Source organism: Streptomyces sp. NPDC104367, from assembly GCF_055583825.1.
On record NZ_JBVJND010000038.1, the window covers coordinates 57,001 to 79,434 of the forward strand.

The 22,434-nt window shown below is 70.4% G+C and carries 19 protein-coding genes and 2 tRNA genes; 17 read left to right on the forward strand and 4 right to left on the reverse strand.

What is annotated here, in order from left to right; genetic code table 11:
- The first annotated feature begins 364 nt into the window (after positions 1 to 364).
- The 3 genes from ACZ619_RS38835 to ACZ619_RS38845 all read left to right on the forward strand — a co-directional run bounded on the left by ACZ619_RS38835 (position 365) and on the right by ACZ619_RS38845 (position 3,494).
- Positions 365 to 1,900 carry a serine/threonine-protein kinase gene (locus ACZ619_RS38835; RefSeq protein WP_469609569.1) on the forward strand — a complete coding sequence of 512 codons (1,536 nt, stop codon included), beginning with the start codon at positions 365 to 367 and terminating at the stop codon, positions 1,898 to 1,900.
- A 187-nt stretch (positions 1,901 to 2,087) separates the two neighbouring features.
- A complete protein-coding gene (locus tag ACZ619_RS38840) occupies positions 2,088 to 2,573 on the forward strand; it encodes a ribose-5-phosphate isomerase (RefSeq protein ID WP_469609572.1) in 486 nt (161 codons plus the stop codon).
- Between the two features lie 111 nt (positions 2,574 to 2,684).
- Entirely contained in the window at positions 2,685 to 3,494 is an 810-nt protein-coding gene (locus ACZ619_RS38845) for an Fpg/Nei family DNA glycosylase (protein WP_469609575.1), read from the forward strand.
- Positions 3,495 to 3,541: 47 nt separating this feature from the next.
- On the opposite strand, the gene ACZ619_RS38850 is transcribed toward ACZ619_RS38845, so the two are convergent.
- Entirely contained in the window at positions 3,542 to 4,792 is a 1,251-nt protein-coding gene (locus tag ACZ619_RS38850) for a GNAT family N-acetyltransferase (protein WP_469609578.1), read from the reverse strand.
- A gap of 175 nt (positions 4,793 to 4,967) precedes the next feature.
- On the opposite strand from ACZ619_RS38850, the gene ACZ619_RS38855 reads away from it, so the two are divergent.
- Both ACZ619_RS38855 and ACZ619_RS38860 read left to right on the forward strand, forming a co-directional pair.
- Positions 4,968 to 6,131: a SpoIIE family protein phosphatase gene (locus tag ACZ619_RS38855; RefSeq protein ID WP_469609581.1), complete on the forward strand. Its 1,164-nt coding sequence runs from the start codon at positions 4,968 to 4,970 to the stop codon at positions 6,129 to 6,131.
- A 27-nt stretch (positions 6,132 to 6,158) separates the two neighbouring features.
- On the forward strand, positions 6,159 to 6,611 hold the full coding sequence (locus tag ACZ619_RS38860; protein ID WP_469609583.1) for an HD domain-containing protein: 453 nt from the start codon (positions 6,159 to 6,161) through the stop codon (positions 6,609 to 6,611).
- Positions 6,612 to 6,721: 110 nt separating this feature from the next.
- Here the strand turns inward: ACZ619_RS38860 and ACZ619_RS38865 are convergent, their stop codons facing one another.
- The gene (locus ACZ619_RS38865) at positions 6,722 to 7,840 is read right to left on the reverse strand and encodes an acyltransferase family protein (RefSeq protein ID WP_469609586.1); all 1,119 of its coding nucleotides are present in this window, start codon (positions 7,838 to 7,840) and stop codon (positions 6,722 to 6,724) included.
- A 463-nt stretch (positions 7,841 to 8,303) separates the two neighbouring features.
- Between ACZ619_RS38865 and ACZ619_RS38870 the strand changes: the two genes are divergently transcribed.
- Positions 8,304 to 8,498, forward strand: coding sequence for a hypothetical protein (locus ACZ619_RS38870; RefSeq protein WP_469609589.1), 195 nt, complete (start codon positions 8,304 to 8,306; stop codon positions 8,496 to 8,498).
- Between the two features lie 166 nt (positions 8,499 to 8,664).
- Here the strand turns inward: ACZ619_RS38870 and ACZ619_RS38875 are convergent.
- Positions 8,665 to 8,735 (reverse strand) — tRNA-Gly (locus ACZ619_RS38875).
- Between the two features lie 165 nt (positions 8,736 to 8,900).
- Between ACZ619_RS38875 and ACZ619_RS38880 the strand changes: the two genes are divergently transcribed.
- The 5 genes from ACZ619_RS38880 (at position 8,901) to clpX (ending at position 13,686) form a co-directional block, all read left to right on the forward strand.
- Positions 8,901 to 8,977, forward strand: a tRNA-Pro gene (locus tag ACZ619_RS38880).
- 187 nt (positions 8,978 to 9,164) lie between these two features.
- Positions 9,165 to 10,553: a trigger factor gene (gene tig, locus ACZ619_RS38885; protein ID WP_469609592.1), complete on the forward strand. Its 1,389-nt coding sequence runs from the start codon at positions 9,165 to 9,167 to the stop codon at positions 10,551 to 10,553.
- Positions 10,554 to 10,866: 313 nt separating this feature from the next.
- Entirely contained in the window at positions 10,867 to 11,472 is a 606-nt protein-coding gene (locus ACZ619_RS38890) for an ATP-dependent Clp protease proteolytic subunit (protein WP_469609635.1), read from the forward strand.
- Between the two features lie 72 nt (positions 11,473 to 11,544).
- A complete protein-coding gene (locus tag ACZ619_RS38895) occupies positions 11,545 to 12,210 on the forward strand; it encodes an ATP-dependent Clp protease proteolytic subunit (protein WP_469609595.1) in 666 nt (221 codons plus the stop codon).
- A gap of 189 nt (positions 12,211 to 12,399) precedes the next feature.
- Positions 12,400 to 13,686 (forward strand): ATP-dependent Clp protease ATP-binding subunit ClpX, encoded by a 1,287-nt coding sequence (clpX, locus tag ACZ619_RS38900; protein WP_469609598.1) that lies wholly within the window; start codon positions 12,400 to 12,402, stop codon positions 13,684 to 13,686.
- 74 nt (positions 13,687 to 13,760) lie between these two features.
- Here clpX and ACZ619_RS38905 read toward each other — a convergent pair whose 3' ends face one another.
- Positions 13,761 to 14,708 carry a hypothetical protein gene (locus ACZ619_RS38905; protein WP_469609601.1) on the reverse strand — a complete coding sequence of 316 codons (948 nt, stop codon included), beginning with the start codon at positions 14,706 to 14,708 and terminating at the stop codon, positions 13,761 to 13,763.
- A gap of 137 nt (positions 14,709 to 14,845) precedes the next feature.
- Between ACZ619_RS38905 and ACZ619_RS38910 the strand changes: the two genes are divergently transcribed.
- The 6 genes from ACZ619_RS38910 (at position 14,846) to mreC (ending at position 22,425) form a co-directional block, all read left to right on the forward strand.
- Positions 14,846 to 17,470 carry a valine--tRNA ligase gene (locus ACZ619_RS38910; RefSeq protein WP_469609604.1) on the forward strand — a complete coding sequence of 875 codons (2,625 nt, stop codon included), beginning with the start codon at positions 14,846 to 14,848 and terminating at the stop codon, positions 17,468 to 17,470.
- 114 nt (positions 17,471 to 17,584) lie between these two features.
- Positions 17,585 to 19,084, forward strand: coding sequence for a bifunctional tetrahydrofolate synthase/dihydrofolate synthase (gene folC, locus ACZ619_RS38915; RefSeq protein ID WP_469609607.1), 1,500 nt, complete (start codon positions 17,585 to 17,587; stop codon positions 19,082 to 19,084).
- A 2-nt stretch (positions 19,085 to 19,086) separates the two neighbouring features.
- The gene (locus ACZ619_RS38920) at positions 19,087 to 19,446 is read left to right on the forward strand and encodes a DUF4233 domain-containing protein (protein WP_469609610.1); all 360 of its coding nucleotides are present in this window, start codon (positions 19,087 to 19,089) and stop codon (positions 19,444 to 19,446) included.
- Between the two features lie 67 nt (positions 19,447 to 19,513).
- Positions 19,514 to 19,927 carry a nucleoside-diphosphate kinase gene (gene ndk / locus ACZ619_RS38925; RefSeq protein ID WP_093503045.1) on the forward strand — a complete coding sequence of 138 codons (414 nt, stop codon included), beginning with the start codon at positions 19,514 to 19,516 and terminating at the stop codon, positions 19,925 to 19,927.
- 341 nt (positions 19,928 to 20,268) lie between these two features.
- Positions 20,269 to 21,288, forward strand: coding sequence for a rod shape-determining protein (locus ACZ619_RS38930; RefSeq protein ID WP_099928866.1), 1,020 nt, complete (start codon positions 20,269 to 20,271; stop codon positions 21,286 to 21,288).
- Between the two features lie 183 nt (positions 21,289 to 21,471).
- Positions 21,472 to 22,425 carry a rod shape-determining protein MreC gene (gene mreC, locus ACZ619_RS38935; protein ID WP_469609615.1) on the forward strand — a complete coding sequence of 318 codons (954 nt, stop codon included), beginning with the start codon at positions 21,472 to 21,474 and terminating at the stop codon, positions 22,423 to 22,425.
- Positions 22,426 to 22,434 lie beyond the last annotated feature (9 nt).

Consider the following 22,434-nt stretch of genomic DNA (forward strand, 5'->3'; position numbering starts at 1 on the left):
GAGAAAGCCGCCGTGACCAGCGACCCCGTGACGACGGCCGACCGTCGGGCCATACGACGAGAACTCATGTTCGTCCCCCTTGCAACCCCCTGGACCGCGCATGAATTCGCGGCCACTTGAAGAGGTACCACAAGATTTCTCCGCACTATGCTGGTAAGGCCATAAGTGTGACCATTGTGTGTCGTCAGGGCGGTCGTTGAGGGGGTGCAGCGAATTGCCGGAGAATTCAGGGATCCCAGGGATTTCAGAGAGTCCAGGGAGTTCGGGGAGTTCGGGGAGTTCGGGTAATTCAGAGAGCTCGGTGAATTCGGAGGGGCCGGGGAATTCGGGGGGTGCGGGGCCCGGTGGTGTCCCCGGGCTGCTGGTGACCGGCCGCTACCGGCTGGCCGAGAGCATCGGGCAGGGGGGAATGGGGCGGGTGTGGCGGGCCGCCGACGAGACGCTCGACCGGCGGGTCGCCGTCAAGGAGATGCGCATAGACGGACTCGACGCCGAGGACAGCCGCACCCGCCGCGAACGCACCCTGCGCGAGGCCCGGGCCACCGCCCGGATCGACCACCCCAACGTCGTCCGCGTCTACGACGTCGTCGACGAGGGCGAACGCCTGTGGATCGTCATGGAGTTGGTCGTCGGCCGCTCCCTGGAGCGGATCACGGCCGAGGACGGCGCGCTGACCCCGCACGAGGCGGCCCGGATCGGCCTCGGACTGGTCGCCGCGCTGCGCCAGGTGCACGCCGGGGGAGTGCTGCACCGCGACATCAAACCCGGCAACGTCCTGGTCGAGGACGCCGGCGGCCGGGTCGTCCTCACCGACTTCGGCATCGCGGCCATCCAGGACGCGAAGGCCCTGACGATGGCCGGCATGCTGGTCGGCTCTCCCGACTACATGGCCCCCGAGCGCATCTCCGGCCGTCCCCAGGGCCCGCCGTCCGACATCTGGTCGCTCGGCGCGACGCTCTGCGCGGCGCTGGGCGGCCGTTCCCCCTTCGCCCGCGGCACGACCCTGGCCACGTTGCACGCGGTGTTGTACGAGGAGCCCGAACTCCCGCCCGTCACAGGCCCGTTGCGCGACCTCTTGGCGGCTCTCCTGGAGAAGGACCCGGCGGCCAGGCCGACCCTGGCGGAGGTGGAACGGACCCTGCGCCCGGCGGACCGCCCCACTCCGGCATACCTGGACCTGGCGGAACTGCGCGAGTCGCTGCGCCCCGAGAGGGGCGCGGGGAACGGCACGACCAGCCCCCAGGAACCCGCACCCGCCCACCGCCACAGGCCCGCCCACCGCCACAAGCCCACCCGGCGCACCACGCTCCTCGCCGTACTGGGAGCCGCGGCCCTCGCCACCGCCCTCGCGGTCCTCCTCACCACCACCGCGGACGGCGGTGACGGGACGGCGGCCCACGCCTCCTCCACCTCCCCCGCACCCTCCGCCTCGACGTCCCCCTCGGCCACCGTGGCGGGCACGGCCCGCCCCCGCACCCTCCCGCCCGGCACCCACGAGGAGGCCGGCGGCTTCGCCTGGGCGCCGCCCGCCGGCTGGCGCAGGGACGTGAAGACCGGCGCCGAGGTCCACTACACCTCCCCCGACGGCGGCCAGGAACTCGTCGCCAAGTCCTCCCTCGCCCGCGGCGACCTGATGGACAGCTGGAGCGCCTCCGAGCGCAGCGCCCACCAGGGCCGGGACTACGCCAAGATCCGGCTGGCCCGGACCGCCTTCCGGGGCTACCCGGCGGTGGTCTGGGAGTACACCTTCACCCTCAAGGGCACGCGGTGGCACGCACGGCTGCTGGGCTTCGACGCCGACGGCAAGTCGTACCAGATCAACACCTGGTACCAGCCTGCGGCCGAAGCCCAGGCCGTACGGACGTACGAGCGGGTGAAGGAGAGCTTCACCCTGCTGTGAGCGCCGGGAACGGCTCCCGTGCGCGCGGCGCAGGAGTTGATCCAGTGAAACGGAGGTGGAGTGGTTCGAGAGCCTTTGATTGCGGATCACTGCTTGAGTTCTTCCTGAGGTTCTGCGCAATCACTCAGGCTTTCCGGGAGGTGGCCCCGGCCCTGCCGGGCGTCGGCGCCCGTGTCACACTCGTCCCATGCGCGTGTATCTCGGCTCCGACCATGCGGGCTTCGAACTCAAGAACCACCTCGTCGAGTGGCTGAAGGCGGCGGGCCACGACCCCGTCGACTGCGGCCCCCACATCTACGACGCCCAGGACGACTACCCGCCGTTCTGCCTCCGTGCGGCCGAGCGGACGGCGGCGGACCCGGAGTCCCTCGGCATCGTGATCGGCGGCTCCGGCAACGGTGAGCAGATCGCCGCGAACAAGGTGAAGGGTGTGCGGGCCGCGCTCGCCTGGAGCGAGGAGACCGCGTCGCTGGGCCGCCAGCACAACAACGCGAACGTCGTCGCGGTGGGCGCCCGGATGCACACGGAGGACGAGGCGACGAAGTTCGTCGAGACGTTCCTCGCCACGCCGTTCTCCGAGGACGAGCGGCACATCCGCCGCATCGACATGCTCGCGGCGTACGAGACGACGGGCGACCTTCCGCCGGTCCCCCCGCACCACCCCCAGCCGTGACCTCCGCCCGGCCCGCCCGTCCCGGCCCGCCGAACGGCCGGGACGGGCGGGCCGGGGCTCGCACGGGGGCGCGGCCGTGACCGACCGCCCCTCGGGAAAGGAAAAGCCGCAGTGCCAGAGGGGCACACGATCCACCGGCTGGCGCTGGACTACGGCGACCGCTTCCGCGGCGCGCCCGTCAGGGTCAGCAGCCCGCAGGGCAAGTTCTCCGACGCCGCGAGCCTGCTCGACGGTGCCCGCCTCACCCGCACCGAGGCCCACGGCAAGCACCTCTTCCTCGGCTTCCGCGACGGCGACTGGGTGCACATCCACCTCGGCCTCTTCGGCAAGGTCGGCTTCGGCGACGCCCCCGCGCCCCCGGCGACCGACACCGTCCGGCTCCGGCTCGCCAACCCCGCCTCGTACGTCGACCTGCGCGGCCCCACCACCTGCGCCCTGATCACCGACGACGAGAAGGACGCGATACACGCCCGGCTCGGCCCGGACCCGCTCCGCCCCGACGCCGACCCGGCCGCGGCCTACCGCCGGATCTCCCGCAGCCGTACGACGGTCGCCGCGCTGCTGATGGACCAGAAGGTCATCGCCGGGGTCGGCAACGTCTACCGCGCCGAGGTGCTGTTCCGGCACGGCATCGACCCGTACCGCGCGGGCCGGGACCTCGGGCCCGCCGAGTGGGACGCCGTCTGGGCCGACCTCGTCGGGCTGATGCGCGAGGGCGTCAGGAACAACCGGATCGACACCGTCCGCCCCGAGCACACCCCGGAGGCGATGGGCCGCCCGCCGCGCGTGGACGACCACGGCGGCGAGGTGTACGTGTACCGCCGGGCCACCCTGCCCTGCCACGTCTGCGGCACCGCCGTGCGCACCGCCGACCTGGCCGCCCGCAACCTCTTCTGGTGCCCCACCTGCCAGCGGGCCTAGCCCAACCGGCAGGCAGGCGGGCCCAGTCCCGTCTGGCGCCGGGTCCGTCAGAAGCCGTGCGGCAGCCACGGCAGGACCGGTGAGCCGAAGGCCACCGACGCCTCCGTGAGCGCCCCCGGCCGCAGCTCGGTGACCCGGCCGGACCGGGCCAGCGACCGCAGCGAGACACCGCCGAAGTACGCCGCCCCCAACTCCCGCACGGACAGCGCGAGATCGGGGGAGTCGGCCGTACGCTCGCAGGACGCGCCCTTGGCGTCGCCGCTCAGCCGCCAACGGCCCGCGTTCCAGGGGCAGAAGGCGTCCTCCACCTCCAGCACCACGTCCACCGGCGCCTGGTAGGTGCGCGCCGCGAGCGCCGTACCGACGTCGACCAGACGGACGAACCCCATGTCCCGCAGCCGCGTCCGGCAGCGCCGGAGGTCGGAGACCAGGTACTGCCACGCGTCGTCGACCGGCCGCCCCCGTACCGTCCGCACCGTCGACATCAGGTCGATTCCCAGCAGGAACCGCCACAGCGCCGCGTCGCTCGCGGGGTCGAGGGCGATCAGCTCCTGCACCGACACCGTGCCGTCGTGCCCGCTCGGCGACCAGCCCAGCTTCGTACGGAACCGGGTGTAGCCGGTGACCCGCCCGTCCCGCTCGGCGACCACGCACTGCAGCGCCGACGCCCCGTCCCGCTCGCTCGCCGGGTCGAGCAGCGCCACCTGCTCCCAGCCGGGCTGCCGGACCAGCATCCCGGGCCGCCGCCGCACCAGCTCCGCGTACACCGCCTCGCACTCGTCGAGCACGTCGGCCGGCCGGGCGTAGCGCAGCCGTACGTCGTCGGTGCCGGCCGGCACCGCCAGCGTCACCCGGGTCGCGTCGATCTCGGCGTACAGCTGATGGATCGCGGAGCCGTACCCGAAGCGGCCGTAGATCGCCGGCTCGGAGGCGGTCAGCGCGGCCAGCGGCTCGCCCCACTCGCGCACGTCGTCCAGCTGCCGGCGCATCATCGCCGTCAGCACCCCGCGCCGGCGGTGGGTCGCGGAGACGCTCACCATGCTGACCCCGGCGGTGGGCAGCACGGCTCCGCCCGGCACGGTCATCCGGAACCGGAACGCCCCCGCCGTCCCCACCAGGGTGTCGCCGTCCCAGGCGCCCAGCGAGCGGTCGAACTCGGTGAGGGAGCGGTCCAGTTCACGCTCCTGTGCGGAGGCCGGACCGTCCCCGAAGGACCGCACCAGATGGTCCCACCACCCGTCGAACTCCTCGGCCCGCAGCACCCGCAGCTCGGTCGTCCTCGCACCCTCAGTCGCCATGAGCCATGCCTACCAGGGGCGATGCGGGACGGGCCAACGAATTTCTCCCGGACGACGACGCGACGGCCTCCGGTGGGTTTCACTGTGAAGTTGCACTCCAAGTTGAGCCTCGGACGGGGGACAAGTGGGACCTCCCGTGCCAAGCAGCTGGTCCGATGGATAGGGTCCCGAACTAATGGCTGTAGACGGAGAGCGGCGCGGGAAGGCCGAGACGCTTACGGCCCGGTGGAAGATGCAGTGGCACCGGGCCCGCGTCGGCGTGCGCAGAAGCGCCGTGGACTACTTCCGCGGCGACGGCTCCGACTGGATCGCCCTGGTCGGCCTGCTCCTGACCATCCCGGTCCTCGCGGCCATGACCCTCGCCAACTCCGTGTGGTTCTCGCCGGCCGCGCTGGTCCTGCCGATCGTCGCGGGCGGCCTGCTGCTGCGCCCGGCGAGCCTGCTCGGCCTGTACGCGGCGGCGGCCACCGCGCTGATCGTGGAGTCGGTGCGGCTGGGCCCCTACACCGAGGGCCCCTCCCGGGTCACCCCGGGTGTCGTCCTGGTCGTCGCGGCCTGCGGCTCCTTCGGACTGCTCACCGCGCAGTTCCGCAGCCGGGTCGGCGTGCCCTGGCGGCGCGGCGGCACCATGCTCTTCGACCTGCGCGAACGCATCCGGGTGCAGAGCAAGCTGCCGAAGCTGCCGCTCGGCTGGCACCGCGAGATGGCCCTGCGGCCGGCCGGCGGCCAGTCCTTCTCCGGCGACTTCGTGGTCGCGGCCCGCACCAACAACGGCCGCACCATGGAGGTCGTCCTCACCGACGTCTCCGGCAAGGGCATGGACGCCGCGTCCCGCGCGCTGCTCCTGTCCGGCGCCTTCGGCGGCCTCCTCGGCTCGCTCCCGCCGCACGCCTTCCTCACCGCCGCCAACGGCTACCTGCTGCGCCAGGACTGGGACGAGGGCTTCGCCACCTCCATCCACCTGGTCCTGGACCTCGACTCCGGCGACTACGAGCTGTACTCCGCCGGCCACCCGCCGGGCCTCCAGCTCAGCGCGGGCAGCGGCCGCTGGGAGGAGAAGGCGGCGGAGGGCCCCCTCCTCGGCGTGTACGACGGCGCCCAGTTCGACCCGGTCAAGGGCTCCCTGCGCCCCGGGGACGTCCTGATGCTCTTCACGGACGGGCTGGTGGAGACCGCGGAGCGGGACATCGTGGAGGGCATCGACCGGCTGACCGGCGAGGCCGACCGTTATGTCGCCGGCGGCTTCCACGGCGCCGCCTGGCACCTGATCGAGGCGGTCGCGAAGGACGTGAACGACGACCGGGCGCTGCTGCTGATCTGCCGGGAGGCGGCGCGCTGACACCGGCGGCCACGGCATACTCGCACCGTGCCCCCGACCCAGCTCTCCCTCGGCGACGTGGCGGAACTCGCGCGCCGCGCCCACGCGGGCCAGACCGACAAGGCCGGCCGCCCCTACGCCGAGCACCTGGCCGCCGTGGCCGACGGGGTCCGCGCCCGCGGCGGCGATGCGGACCAGATCGCCGCCGCCTGGCTGCACGACTCCGTGGAGGACCACGCCCTCACCGAGGAGTGGCTCGCCTCGGCCGCGCTCACCACCCGCACCAGGGCCATCGTCCTCGCCCTGACCAAGCGGCCCGGCGAGGCCCCGGAGTCCTACGCCCGGCGCATCCTCGCCACCCCGGGCGCGCTCCTGGTCAAGGAGGCCGACCTGGCGCACAACGCCGACCCCGGCCGGCTCGCCGTGCTCGACGGCCCCACCCGAACGCGGCTGACCGAGAAGTACGCACGGATGTGCGCCCTTCTCGGCCTCTCCGCGTAGGCGGCCCGGATCACGCGTAGGCGGCTCGGACCACGCGTGGGCGGCTCGGATCACGCGTAGGCGGCCCGGACCATGTGCGGTCGGCCCGGATCACGGGTGGGTGCCCGGGATCAGACGTTCGCCATCTCCCGGCTGCGCTGTCCCCGCTCCCGCGCCAGCTCCGCCGGGTCCTGCCGGAACGCCCACTCCATCCTCGGCTCCATGGCGAACCGGAACACCCGCTGGACGGGCCGGGTGCACAGCAGCGTCACCACGGTGCCCGCGACGGCCGTGACGAGGAGCGTGCCGAGCGGGCTGTGCAGCCACCCCGGGTCGAACCAGCCCCGGTAGTCGGCGTACTTCACGACGAAGCCGTGCAGCAGGTAGCCGTAGAGGGTGCCCGCGCCCAGGGGCGTGCACCACAGGGTGCGGCCGGGAACCCAGGACAGGAAGCCGGCCGTCAGCACCAGCGAGCAGCCGAACATGGCGAGGACCATCACCGGCCCGCACCACCAGGGCGCGCCCAGCTCCTGCGCGGAGTCGCGGTGGTAGAACCACGCGGTGTTCATGCGCGGCACCGACCACCAGGCGAACGCCAGCGCGGCCGCGAACACCGGCAGCGCGGCGATCCGCACCCGCCGGCGGCGCACCATCCGGAAGTGCTCGGGCCGCAGGCACAGGCCGAGCACGAAGTACGGCAGGAACTGCAGGACCCGCTGGAGGTCGAGGTCGTCCCCGATGCTCGGGGACACGGACGCCAGCATGGCGACCGCGAAGGCGAGCGGAAGCGGGTGGCGGACGACCTTCCACAGCGGAGTGGTCAGCCGCCAGAGGAACAGCGCGCACAGGAACCAGGTCAGGAACCAGGGGTCGAGCAGGCTGATCTCCTGGTGCGGGTCCCCGCCGACCCAGCGCTCGAAGAGCGAGTAGGCCGTCTCGAACAGGACGTAGGGGACGACGACCCCGGTGACCAGGCGCTTCAGCCGGTCCGGGCGCATGTCGAAGTTCCGGGAGAAGTAGCCGGAGATGATGATGAACGCCGGCATGTGGAAGCTGTACACGACGGAGTACACCGCCTCCAGGACGCGGCTGTCGCCCTTGAGCGGCTCCCACGAGTGACCCATCGCGACGAGCACGATCGCCAGGTACTTGGCGTTGTCGAAGAACGCGTCGCGCTGTCTGCCCACCGGCGGCCGTGCCGGGGGGCGTGGGGTGCGGTTCTGGCCGGGGGAGGTGTCGGCGTCAGACATCTGAGGCACCCTAGCGTTGCCTGTGGGATTTCGTAAAACCGCCGAGGTGATTCCCTGATATGCGTCTCGACCGTCGGTGAACAGGGCCTCGATTTAGCGGAGTCGACGTGTGTGCCGATGCGCTTCCATGCGTCACTTACACCCTTGATGTCCCTATTCATCCTGACGAATTGGTGCATAACGCCAGGCTGCGGACCGGCCCTGCCGCGCCTGTGTCAACAATTCGAATTGGCTGCGCCCATGTTGTGTGGACACCGAAACGAACTCCGCCAATTGCCCCCGATCCGGGGGCGGGTGGTCTCTCGAATTGCTGTGCGGCGACGGTCGGGCGCGGGGTGCTCTGTCGACGTTGTGTCACGGCCCGCATAGTGCGGGCGGGTTGGTGGCACGATGGTTCTGGCGGGGGGTGCGGGGTCGCACCCCTGGGCCGGGAGAACTGAACCGACCGAGGGTGTGATCAGTAGTGGTCATTTCACTGTCCGTGGTGCTGATTTTGGCGATCATCCTGGTGGTGTTCATCAGAGGGGGGAGCATCAAGGCCGGACCCGCGATCGTCGCGGTCCTCTTCGGCTTCTTCCTCGCCTCCACCGGGATGGCCCCGTCGATCCAGAGGTTCCTCGACTCGATAGCGCAGACGATCAACTCGATCAGCTTCTGACGGCGCCCGGGCGCTTCCGTCCACGCGGAAGCGCGCGCCGCGGGGTGCGGACGGCGGAACACGGGGCCGTACGGCACCCTCGCCCCGGCCTGCCCGGCCGACCCCCGGGACGACGAAAGGCCCGGGCGGGAGGTCGGAGCCTCTCACCTGGGCCTTCGTCATACAGAGCGGGCGACGGGAATCGAACCCGCGTAGTCAGTTTGGAAGACTGAAGCTCTACCATTGAGCTACGCCCGCACCACACGCACCGCAGGTCGGTGACCGCGGCACAGGAGGCATCGTAGCGGGTCGCCGGCCGCCCGGGCCAACGTGTTCCGTCCGCGCCGGGACCGGCGCCGACGCGGGTGAACAAAGCGAACGACGCAGGCGGCCCGGGCATGTACCCTACGTGTCGCACCGATACGGGGTGTGGCGCAGCTTGGTAGCGCGTCCGCTTTGGGAGCGGAAGGCCGTGGGTTCAAATCCCGCCACCCCGACCACCGAAACGACGACGTCCGCCTTGAGCGCCTTTTGGGTCGCTGAGCCGCTGCGGTTACTATGCAAGCTGCGTGCCCGCGTGTCCCGGCCACCGCACGGCGGCCTACGAACTCCTCCGGGCGGCGAAACTCCGCCGGGCCCCTCTGGCACCGGCAGAACCCAAGAAGTCAGCCACAAGGAGACCGAACCGTGAAGAGCGCCGTGGAGACCCTGAACCCGACCCGGGTTCGGCTCACTGTCGAGGTGCCCTTCGAGGAGCTCAAGGACAGCCTCGACGCGGCGTACCAGAAGATCAACCAGCAGGTCACGGTGAAGGGCTTCCGTAAGGGCAAGATCCCGGCCCGGGTCATCGACCAGCGGTTCGGTCGCGGTGCGGTGCTGGAGGAGGCCGTCAACGACGCGCTCCCGAAGTTCTACACCGAGGCGGTCAACGAGGCCGAGCTCAGCCCGCTCGGCCAGCCCGACGTCGACATCACCGAGCTGAAGGACGGCGAGACGCTGAACTTCACCGCCGAGGTCGACGTCCGCCCCGCCCTGGAGATCCCGGACTACTCCGGCATCGAGGTCGAGGTCGACGCCGTCGAGGTGACCGACGAGGACGTCGAGAAGTCCGTGGAGCAGCTGCGTGAGCGCTTCGCGTCGACCGCCCCGGTCGAGCGGGCCGCCGAGGACGGCGACGTCGTCACCATCGACCTGGAGGCCAAGGTCGGCGGCGAGGTGCTGGAGGACGGCATCGCCAGCGGTGTCTCCTACACCATCGGCTCCGGCGAGCTGCTCGACGGCATCGACGACGCCGTCAAGGGCCTGGAGGCCGGTGGCGAGGCCACCTTCGCCTCCGAGCTCAAGGGCGGCTCCGCGGCCGGCCAGGAGGCCGAGGTCAGCGTCAAGGTGACCCAGGTCGCCGCGCGCGAACTCCCCGAGCTGGACGACGAGTTCGCGCAGCTCGCCTCCGAGTTCGACACCCTGGAGGAGCTCAGGGCCGACAGCCGCAAGCGGCTCGCCAACATGAAGACGTACGACCAGGCCACCCAGGCCCAGGAGCGCGTCCTCGAGAAGCTCCTGGAGCTCGTCGAGGTGCCCGTCCCCGAGAAGCTCCTCGAGGACGAGATCAACACCCGCAAGCACAACCTGGAGCACCACCAGCTCGGCCAGATGGGCCTGGACCTGGAGAAGTACCTCGAGATCCAGGGCAAGACCGCCGAGGAGTTCGAGGCCGAGACCCGCGAGGCCGCGGTCAAGGGCATCAAGACCCAGTTCGTCCTCGACGAGCTGGTCAAGAAGGAGAAGCTGAACGTCAACCAGGAGGAGCTCACCGAGCACCTCATGCGGCGCGCGGCCTCCTCCGGCATGTCCCCCGACCAGTTCGCCCAGGCCGTCGTCGAGGGCGGCCAGGTTCCGCTGCTCGTCGGCGAGGTCGCCCGCGGCAAGGCCCTGGCCGTCGTGGTCGAGGCCGCCACGGTCAAGGACACCAACGGCGAGATCGTCGACCTCGACGACGAGGACGAGGACGAGACGGAGGCCCCTGAGGCCGCCGCCGAGGCCACGGACACCGCCGACGAGGAGAAGGCCGAGGGCTGAGCCCCACGGCGCCCGTAACGGCGCACAAGGGGCTCCTGGGCACTGTCCCGGGGGCCCCTTCGTCATAGGCACCCCGCAGACCCACCCAGGGGCGCGGGGAACTGCGCGACCGGCCCCCACGCATCCGCACGCGCCCCCGTACCGCACCCCGAACGGCGCTACGCCCCCGGCGAACAGCCCTGTTACCGGGATTCCCCGAAGGGACCATCGCGTTAGGGTCCATGAGTACGAGGGCAGCCAAGCCCCCGGCTACGGAAACGTGAGACGGCCCGGCGCCGTCGTAAGACGAGCAGGTGGATACGTGACGAATCTGATGCCCTCCGCCGCCGGCGAGCCTTCCATCGGTGGCGGCCTCGGCGACCAGGTGTACAACCGGCTGCTCGGTGAGCGGATCGTCTTCCTCGGCCAGCAGGTCGACGACGACATCGCCAACAAGATCACCGCGCAGCTGCTGCTGCTCGCGGCCGATCCCGGCAAGGACATCTTCCTCTACATCAACAGCCCCGGCGGCTCGGTGACCGCCGGTATGGCGATCTACGACACCATGCAGTTCATCCCGAACGACGTGGTGACGATCGGCATGGGCATGGCGGCCTCGATGGGCCAGTTCCTGCTCACCGGCGGCACCGCCGGCAAGCGCTTCGCCCTGCCGCACACGGACATCATGATGCACCAGGGCTCCGCGGGCCTGGGCGGTACGGTCTCGGACATCAAGATCCAGGCCCAGTACCTGCTGCGCACGAAGAAGACCATGACCGAGCTGACCGCGCTCCACTCCGGCCAGTCGGTCGACACGATCCTGCGCGACGCCGACCGCGACCGCTGGTTCACCCCGGAGGAGGCCAAGGAGTACGGTCTCATCGACGGGATCATCACGCATGCCTCCGGTGTTCCGGGAGGCGGCGGCACCGGCGCCTGACCACAGGCCCGGCCACGCCACGCTCCGCCGAGACTCCAGCCCCCGAACGCCACCAGGACGGTGAACACCCTCATGAGCAACTTCCACGGCGCCGCCGACGCCCGTTACGACGGTCCCCGGCCCGACGCCCGCTATGTCATCCCGCGCTTCGTGGAGCGCACCTCCCAGGGCATCCGCGAGTACGACCCGTACGCGAAGCTCTTCGAGGAGCGCGTGATCTTCCTCGGCGTCCAGATCGACGACGCCTCCGCCAACGACGTCATGGCGCAGCTGCTGTGCCTGGAGTCGATGGACCCGGACCGGGACATCTCGATCTACATCAACAGCCCGGGCGGCGACATGACCGCCCTCACGGCGATCTACGACACGATGCAGTTCGTGAAGCCCGACATCCAGACGGTCTGCATGGGCCAGGCGGCCTCCGCCGCGGCGATCCTGCTGGCCGCCGGTACGCCCGGCAAGCGCATGGCGCTGCCGAACTCCCGCGTGCTGATCCACCAGCCGGCCGGTTCCACCGGCCGCGGCCAGCTCTCCGACCTGGAGATCATCGCCAACGAGTTCACGCGGATGCGTGAGCAGCTGGAGAACATGCTGGCCAAGCACTCCAACCGGCCGATCGAGAAGGTCCGCGAGGACATCGAGCGCGACAAGATCCTCACGGCCGAGGAAGCGCTCGAGTACGGCATCGTGGACCAGATCATCTCCACCCGGAAGATGAACAACTCGTCGGTCCGCTGACAGAGGATGTATTCTCTGCCGCCCTTGGCATGGTTTGACCGCGTGCCCGGCAGGGTGCACGTCAAAGTGAACCGTGCCAAGGGGGGCCCGTACGGGGGGCCCGGCAAGGTACCGTCGACATAAGGCAGCACCAGGAGCCGCTGGACTCGAAAGTGTCCAGGCGTCTCCCAGGCGAAGGGGAAGCACACCGTGGCACGCATCGGTGACGGCGGCGATCTGCTCAAGTGCTCGTTCTGCGGCAAGAGCCAGAAGCAGGTCAAGAAGCTCATCGCAGGGCCCGGTGTGTACATCTGCGACGAGTGCATCGATCTCTGCAACGAGATCATCGAGGAGGAACTCGCCGAGACGAGCGAGGTGCGCTGGGAGGAACTCCCCAAGCCCCGCGAGATCTACGAGTTCCTGGAGGGGTACGTCGTCGGCCAGGAGGCCGCGAAGAAGGCCCTCTCCGTCGCGGTGTACAACCACTACAAGCGGGTCCAGGCCGGTGAGAACGGCGGCGCCCAAGGCCGCGACGACGCCATCGAGTTGGCGAAGTCCAACATCCTCCTGCTGGGCCCCACCGGCTCCGGCAAGACGCTTCTGGCGCAGACCCTGGCCCGGATGCTGAACGTCCCGTTCGCGATCGCCGACGCGACCGCGCTGACGGAGGCGGGCTACGTGGGCGAGGACGTCGAGAACATCCTCCTCAAGCTGATCCAGGCGGCCGACTACGACGTCAAGAAGGCCGAGACCGGGATCATCTACATCGACGAGATCGACAAGGTCGCGCGGAAGAGTGAAAACCCGTCGATCACGCGGGACGTCTCCGGCGAGGGCGTCCAGCAGGCCCTGCTGAAGATCCTCGAAGGCACCACGGCCTCCGTCCCGCCGCAGGGCGGCCGCAAGCACCCGCACCAGGAGTTCATCCAGATCGACACGACGAACGTGCTGTTCATCGTGGGCGGTGCGTTCGCCGGCCTGGAGAAGATCATCGAGTCCCGGGCGGGCGCCAAGGGCATCGGCTTCGGCGCCACCATCCGCTCCAAGCGCGAGCTGGAGGCCAAGGACCAGTTCGAGGACGTCATGCCCGAGGACCTGGTCAAGTTCGGCATGATCCCCGAGTTCATCGGCCGCCTCCCCGTCATCACGAGCGTCCACAACCTGGACCGCGAGGCGCTGCTCCAGATCCTCGTCGAGCCGCGCAACGCGCTCGTCAAGCAGTACCAGCGCCTCTTCGAACTCGACGGCGTGGAGCTGGACTTCGAGCGCGAGGCCCTGGAGGCCATCGCCGACCAGGCCATCCTCCGCCAGACCGGCGCGCGTGGCCTGAGGGCCATCATGGAGGAGGTCCTGATGTCGGTGATGTACGAGGTGCCGTCCCGCAAGGACGTCGCCCGCGTGGTCGTCACGGCCGACGTCGTCCGCTCCAACGTCAACCCGACCCTGATCCCGCGCGACGCGCGCGGCCGGGGCTCGGGGGAGCAGAAGTCGGCGTAACCCCGTTCGACAGCGAAGCGCCGGGCCCTTCCCGAAGGGCCCGGCGCTTCGCTGTTCCACCGCTCGGAGGGGCGCTACCTGGCGACGCGCACGTCCCCGCGCACCTGGGTCGCTATCTTCGCCGACTCGTCCAGGGTGTACGTCTTCACACCCGCGGTCGGCTCCACGACACCCATGGTGCTGTAGTCGGCCCAGATGCACATGTACGTCGTCTGTTCCTTGCCGGTGAGCTGGTTCTTGCTCTGCGCCTGCTGGCACTTCATCACCGCGCCGTCGAGGCCGTCGGGCGACACCGACTGCGCGTCGCCGACCAGCTTCACGTCGTCGGAGCTGCTGTCCTTCGTCATCTGCGCGAAGGTGGTGTCCAGGGCGGCCTGCGGGTCCTTCACCGTGCCGTAGACGCCGAAGAAGGTGACGTTCTCGGCGGTCTGCGCCTTCGCCACCGACGTCGGGTCGCTGGTGTCGAGGGACGACAGGTCGATGGTCGAGTAGATCGCGCCGACCGTGGTGGCGTCGGTGACACCGGCCTTGGCGAGGTCCTTCGAGTCGCTCGAACTCGCCTTCTCCTCGTTGGAGTCGCCGTACCGCTTGTACTTCGCCGACAGGATGGTGGCCGGCGTGGTGAGCTTGTGCGGGCCGTCGTCCTCCAGCCCGCCGCCGCCGCTGCCGGCGAGCACGAAGTACGCGCCCACCGCGACGGCGGCGACCACCGCGACCGCCCCGATGACGAGCCCCGTCTTCTTGCGGCCGCCCGGAGGCGGCGGCTGCGGGACACCGTAGGGCGGCTGGCCGTACGGGGGCTGGCCGTAGGGCGGCTGCTGCTGGCCGTACGGGTTCTGCTGCGGCGGGACCGGCGGGGCCTGCTGCGGGTAGCCGTAGCCCGGCGCCGGCGGGGCCTGCTGGGGGTAGCCATAGCCGGGCTGGGGCGCCTGCGGCGGCTGGCCGTAGGGCCCCGGCTGCTGCCCGTACGGTCCCGGCTGCTGCGGCGGCCCTCCGTACGGGCCCGGCTGGTTGTAGCTCATCTCTGGGTTCCCCTCCAGATGCTTATGTGTTCCTGACATCCTGGCGCAGCCACAGGGGACTCATGGCATGGGGGTGCCCACCGTTACAGAACAAACGCGTTTCGGGACAGGCCTGAGACACCCCTAAACTGAGCCCCGTGACCGAGAACGCTCAGCAGCAGCCCACCGCGCCCAGCACCGAACTGCCGACCCAGTACGCGCCGGCCGACGTAGAGGGGACGCTGTACGAGCGCTGGGTGGAGCGCGGTTACTTCGCGGCCGACGCCAAGAGCGACAAGCCCGCGTACACCATCGTCATCCCCCCGCCGAACGTCACCGGCTCCCTGCACCTGGGCCACGCCTTCCAGCACACGCTCATGGACGCCCTCACGCGCCGCAAGCGCATGCAGGGCTTCGAGGCGCTGTGGCTGCCCGGCATGGACCACGCCGGCATCGCCACCCAGAACAAGGTCGAGCAGCAGCTCGCCGAGGAGGGCAAGTCCCGCCACGACCTGGGCCGCGAGGAGTTCGTCGAGCGGGTCTGGCAGTGGAAGGAAGAGTACGGCGGCAAGATCCTCGGCCAGATGCGCCGGCTCGGCGACGGCGTCGACTGGGACCGCGAGCGCTTCACCATGGACGAGGGCCTGTCCAAGGCCGTCCAGACCATCTTCAAGAAGCTCCACGACGACGAGCTGATCTACCGCGCCGAGCGGATCATCAACTGGTGTCCGCGCTGTCTGACGGCCATCTCGGACATCGAGGTGGAGTACCAGGAGGACGACGGCGAGCTGGTCTCCATCAAGTACGGCGAGGGCGACGAGACGCTGGTCGTCGCGACCACCCGCGCGGAGACGATGCTCGGCGACACCGCCGTCGCCGTCCACCCGGAGGACGAGCGCTACCGGCACCTGGTCGGCAAGCGCATCAAGCTCCCGCTGACCGACCGCACCATCCCGGTCGTCGCCGACACCCACGTCGACCCCGAGTTCGGCACGGGTGCCGTCAAGGTCACCCCGGCCCACGACCCGAACGACTTCGCGATCGGCCAGCGCCACGGCCTGGAGTCCATCACCGTGATGGACGAGCGGGCGGTCATCACCGTCCACGGCCCCTTCGAGGGCCTGGACCGCTTCGAGGCGCGCTCCGCGATCGTCGCGGCGCTGCGCTCGCAGGGCCGGATCGTCGCCGAGAAGCGGCCGTACGCCCACAGCGTCGGCCACTGCTCGCGCTGCAAGACCACCATCGAGCCGCGGCTGTCCATGCAGTGGTGGGTCAAGGTCGGCCCGCTCGCCAAGGCCGCCGGTGACGCCGTCCGCGACGGACGGGTCGGGATCCATCCCGAGGACATGTCGAAGCGGTACTTCGACTGGGTCGACAACATGCACGACTGGTGCATCTCGCGCCAGCTGTGGTGGGGCCACCGCATCCCGGTCTGGTACGGCCCCGAGGGCGAGGTCGTCTGCGTCGGCCCCGACGAGCAGCCGCCGACGGGCGAGGGCTGGCACCAGGACACCGACGTCCTCGACACCTGGTTCTCCTCCGGCCTGTGGCCCTTCTCCACCCTCGGCTGGCCCGAACAGACCGCGGACCTGCGGAAGTTCTACCCGACCGACGTCCTGCTGACCGGCCACGACATCATCTTCTTCTGGGTCGCCCGGATGATGATGTTCGGCCTCTACGCCATGGACGGCGAGGTCCCCTTCCGGACCATCGCCCTCACCGGCCTGGTCCGCGACGAGCGCGGCAAGAAGATGTCGAAGTCCTTCGGCAACGTCGTCGACCCGCTGGACTGGATGGACAGGTACGGCTCCGACGCCGTCCGCTTCACCCTGGCCCGCGGCGCCAACCCCGGCACCGACGTCCCGATCGGCGAGGACTGGGTCCAGGCGTCCCGCAACTTCGCCAACAAGATCTGGAACGCGACCCGCTTCGCCCTGATGAACGGCGCGACCGTCGAGGGCCCGCTGCCGGACCCGGCCGAGATGTCGGCGACGGACCGCTGGATCCTCTCCCGTCTCAACAAGACGGTCGCCGAGGTCGACGCGTTCTACGACGACTTCCAGTTCGCCAAGCTCTCCGACTCCCTCTACCACTTCGCGTGGGACGAGGTCTTCGACTGGTACGTCGAGCTGTCCAAGACGACGTTCCAGGCGGGCGGCCGCGGCGCCGAGGTCTCCCAGCGCGTCCTCGGCGAGGTCCTCGACGTCACCCTGAGGCTCCTCCACCCGGTCGTCCCGTTCGTCACGGACACCCTGTGGACGACGCTGACCGGCGGCGAGTCGGTCGTGATCGCCGACTGGCCGTCCGACAGCGGCTTCCGCGACGCGGCGGCCGAGAAGGAGATCGAGACCCTCCAGTCCGTCATCACCGAGGTCCGCCGCTTCCGCGCCGACCAGGGCCTCCAGCCCGGCCAGCGGGTCCCGGCCCGGCTCACCCTCGACGGCACGGCGCTCGCCCCGCACGAGGCCGCCATCCGCCAGCTGCTGCGCCTGACGCCCGAGGGCGACGCCTTCGCGGCCACGGCCACCCTGCCGGTGGCCGGTGCCACGGTCGCCCTCGACCTCTCCGGCACCATCGACGTCGCCGCCGAGCGCAAGCGCCTCGCGAAGGACCTCGCCGCCGCCGAGAAGGAGAAGGCCCAGGCCACGGCCAAGCTCGGCAACGAGGCGTTCCTCGCGAAGGCCCCGGACAACGTGGTCGACAAGATCCGCGGCCGCCTCGCCAAGGCCGACGAGGACATCGCCCGCATCCAGACCCAGCTGGACCGGCTGCCGCAGGCCTGACCGGGATCACCACGGTCCCCGGAGCCCACGGCTCCGGGGACCGTGGCGTCCCTGCGGACCGGCGGCCGGGGACCACGCCCGGCCACCGCGGGCCGGCCCCCCTAAACTGGCCCTGTGAGTGATAGCGACCCCTTCGACGACGACCCCTTCGACGACATCGTCGCCGCCGAAACAGACCGCGACCCCGACCTCGCCGTCATCGAGGCCGGCAGCCGCACCCTGCGCACCCAGGGCGGCCGGCCCCACCCGGACGTCCCGGCCCGCCCCGAGGACCCCGAGGTCGACAAGGCCCTGCGCGAGGTCGAGGCGGAGCTCGCCACCCGCTGGGGCGAGACGAAGCTGGAGCCGTCGGTCACCCGCATCTCCGCCCTGATGGACGTCCTGGGCGAGCCCCAGCGCGCGTACCCCTCGATCCACATCACGGGCACCAACGGCAAGACCTCCACCGCCCGCATGATCGAGGCCCTCCTCGGCGCCTTCGACCTGCGCACCGGCCGCTACACCAGCCCCCACGTGCAGTCGATCACCGAGCGGATCAGCCTCGACGGCGCCCCCATCCCCGCCGAGCGGTTCATCGAGACGTACCACGACATCAGGCCCTACGTCGAGATGGTCGACGGACAGCAGGACTACCGCCTGTCGTTCTTCGAGGTGCTCACCGGCATGGCCTACGCGGCCTTCGCGGACGCCCCCGTCGACGTCGCCGTCGTCGAGGTCGGCATGGGCGGCTCCTGGGACGCCACGAACGTCATCGACGGCGACGTCGCCGTCGTCACCCCCATCGACCTCGACCACACCGACCGCCTCGGCGGGACCACGGCCGAGATCGCCGGCGAGAAGTCCGGGATCATCAAGCAGGACGCCACGGTCATCCTGGCCCAGCAGCCGGTCGACGCGGCCCAGGTCCTGCTGCGCAAGGCCGTGGAGGTCGACGCCACCGTGGCCCGCGAGGGCCTGGAGTTCGGCGTGGTCGCCCGCCAGGTCGCCGTCGGCGGGCAGCTGCTCACCCTGCGGGGCCTGGGCGGCGAGTACGACCAGGTGTACCTCCCGCTGCACGGCCCCTACCAGGCCCACAACGCGGCCGTCGCGCTCGCCGCGGTGGAGGCGTTCTTCGGCGTCGGCTCCCAGCGCCCCGAGCCCCTCGACATCGACACGGTCCGCAAGGCGTTCGCCGCGGTCTCCTCACCGGGCCGCCTGGAGGTCGTACGGCGCTCGCCCACCGTCGTGCTCGACGCCGCGCACAACCCGGCCGGCGCCCGCGCGACTGCCGAGGCCGTCGGCGAGGCCTTCGACTTCAGCCGGCTGATCGGCGTGGTCGGGGCCAGCGGCGACAAGAACGTCCGGGGCCTGCTGGAGGCCTTCGAGCCGCTGTTCGCCGAGGTCGTCGTCACCCAGAACTCCAGCCACCGCGCGATGGACGCGGACGAGCTGGCCGCGATCGCCGTCGAGGTGTTCGGCGAGGACCGCGTCCAGGTCGAGCCGCGGCTGCCCGACGCCCTGGAGGCCGCGATCACGCTGGCCGAGGAGGAGGGCGAGTTCGCCGGAGGCGGTGTGCTGGTCACCGGCTCGGTCATCACCGTGGGCGAGGCCCGACTGCTCCTCGGGAGGCACTGACCGTGCGCACGCTCTGTTCCTCGACCCTGATCGGCGAGTTCTTCGTCATCGGCTTCGCGGCGCTGGTCGCCATGAAGGACCCCGACCTGTCCACCTCGACGGTGTGGCTGGTCAGCGGCATCGCGATGGTCCTGTGCGTGGCGCTGTGCGGGGTCGTGACCCGGCCCGTGGGCACGGCGCTGGGCTGGGCGCTGCAGATCGCGCTGGTCGCCTCCGGGGTCTTCGTGCCGACGATGTACTTCCTGGGCCTCGCCTTCGGGGCCCTGTGGTGGGCCTCGGTGCACTACGGCCGCAAGATCGACGAGGCCAAGGCCCGCTTCGCGGCGCAGGCCGAGGCCACGCGTACACCTGACGCTGCGTAACGGGCGCCCAGCCACGCCCTGTAGCCTGCCAGCACCGCACCCGTCAGTACCGCGAAGGAGCCCTCCCGTGACCCAGCGCACGCTCGTCCTGCTCAAGCCCGACGCCGTCCGTCGCGGCCTGACCGGCGAGATCATCAGCCGCATCGAGCGCAAGGCCGGCTGGCAGATCACCGCGCTGGAGCTGCGCACCCTGGAGCGCGCGACGCTGGAGCAGCACTACGCCGAGCACGTCGGCAAGCCGTTCTACGAGCCGCTGGTCGAGTTCATGTCCGCCGGCCCGTCCGTGGCGCTGATCGTCGAGGGCGAGCGGGTCATCGAGGGCATCCGCGCGCTCGCCGGCCCGACCGACCCGATCGCCGCCGCGCCCGGCTCCATCCGCGGCGACTTCGGTGTGATCGTCCGCGAGAACCTGATCCACGCCTCCGACTCCGAGGAGTCCGCCGAGCGCGAGGTCAAGATCTTCTTCCCGGGCCGCGCGTAACCCCGCGCGGGCTCCCGAACGCCGTCGGCCGGGGCCGGTACGGAGTTTTCGTGGAAGTTTTTGACGAGGCGTCAGCCAGCTGACCAGCCTGACCTGGGACGGCCGAACGTTTTCGGCCGTCCCTCGGCATATGCGTGCCGATCGGGGGAACGAGTGCCTCCGTTGGACCGTCTCCACAAGCGAGGCGGCTCCGTACGTGCTGACAATGGCGAAGACCCTCGCGCAGTGTTCGTGCAGGCGCGTCTACGATGGAAGCCTTCACGTCACAGCACCCACTTCGCCGTCCTGAAACGCTCTCAAAAGCTCCCGGGAAGGCCAGACGAATCCTGATGGGGAACTCAATGTCGTTCATCGGCCGTGACATGGCTGTCGACCTCGGGACCGCCAACACGCTGGTGTACGTCAGGGGTCGCGGGATCGTACTCAACGAGCCGTCCGTCGTCGCGATCAACACGAACACCGGTGGAATCCTCGCGGTCGGCGCGGAGGCGAAGAAGATGATCGGGCGCACGCCCGGCAACATCGTCGCCGTCCGGCCGCTGAAGGACGGCGTGATCGCCGACTTCGAGATCACCGAGCGGATGCTCCGCTACTTCATCCTGAAGATCCACAAGCGCCGGTACCTCGCCCGGCCGCGCGTGGTCGTGTGCGTGCCCTCCGGCATCACCGGCGTCGAGCGCCGCGCCGTCATCGAGGCGTCGTCGCAGGCCGGTGCCCGCCAGGTGCACATCATCGAGGAGCCCATGGCCGCGGCCATCGGCTCCGGCCTGCCGGTCCACGAGGCCACGGGCAACATGGTGGTGGACATCGGCGGCGGCACCACGGAGGTCGCGGTCATCTCGCTCGGCGGCATCGTCACCGCCCAGTCCATCAGGGTCGCCGGCGACGAGCTCGACAACGCGATCATCCAGCACATCAAGAAGGAGTACTCGCTCCTCCTCGGTGAGCGGACGGCCGAGCAGATCAAGATCACGATCGGTTCGGCGTACGACCTCGACGACGACCAGCACACCGAGATCCGTGGCCGCGACCTGGTGTCCGGCCTGCCGAAGACCGTGGTCATCTCGGCCGCCGAGGTCCGCAAGGCGATCGAGGAACCCGTCAACGCGATCGTCGACGCCGTGAAGACGACGCTCGACAAGTGCCCGCCGGAGCTGTCCGGCGACATCATGGACAGGGGAATCGTTCTGACCGGCGGCGGAGCGCTGCTGCGCGGTCTGGACGAGCGGCTGCGCCGGGAGACCGGCATGCCGATCCACATCGCCGAGGACCCGCTGGACAGCGTGGCGCTCGGCTCCGGCAAGTGCGTCGAGGAGTTCGAGGCGCTCCAGCAGGTCCTGGACGCCCAGCCGCGCAGATGACGTAACTCTTCGATTCCGCCGTACGAGATGATCTCCTCTCGTACGGCGGATCGTTGATATAGAGGCATAAGCTCGCACAAAGCGAGTGGCGCCCCGCAAGCGCCCGCACCCCCCCCACATGCTTCACAAGCTTCCGCAATCAAGCCCCGCAGATTCCTATCGAGGAAGGCACGGCCGCCGCACGTGAGGGACACGAAAGAGAGCCGGCTGCTCCTGGTGCTGCTGATCGCCATCGCGTTCGCGCTGATCACGGTGGACATCCGAGGAGGCCGGAACTCCCCGGTCGACGGCGCGCGGCAGGCCGCGGCAGCCGTCTTCGGCCCGATCGAGAACGGCATGTCGACGGTGGTGGACCCGGTCGGCAACGCGGTCTCCGCGGTCCGTGACTCCGGCGAGCGGCACGACCGGCTGGCCCGCCTGGAGACGCAGAACGCGACCCTCAAGGCGAAGCTCGGCAGCGACGACCGCAACCGCAGCCGCCTCAAGCAGCTCGACAAGATGCTGAACGTGGCCGCCGAGGGCCAGTACGGCATCAAGGGCGCCCAGGTGATCGCCATAGGGTCGGCCCAGGGCTTCTCCTGGACCATCACCATCGACGTCGGCGCCAACGACGGCATCGAGCGCGACATGACCGTCCTCAACGGCAGCGGCCTCGTCGGCCGCGTCACCACCGTCGGCCCCGACGCCTCCACCGTGCTGCTCGCCAACGACCCCGACTTCACCGTCGGCACCCGCATGGAGGGCAGCGACGAACTCGGCTTCGCCTCCGGGCAGGGCGACCGCCCGCTGCGCGTCGAACTCCTCAACGGCAAGGCCGAGGTGAAGAAGGGCGACCGGCTCGTCACCTTCGGCTCCCAGGGCGACAAGCCGTTCGTGCCCGGCGTCCCGGTCGGCACGGTCGCCCGCGTCGACCCCTCCAACGGCGGCCTCACCCGCACCCTGTACGTCACCCCGTTCGTCTCCTTCACCAAGCTCGACATCGTCGGCGTGGTCGTCGAGGCACCCAAGAAGGACCCGCGCGACGAGGTGCTCCCGGCCAAGCCCAGGCCGACCCCGACCCCGACGGTGACCGTCACGGTCACCCCGTCCGCGGACGCGAGCACCAACGCGTCCGACACCACCGGCGAGCAGCAGTAGGAGCTGAAT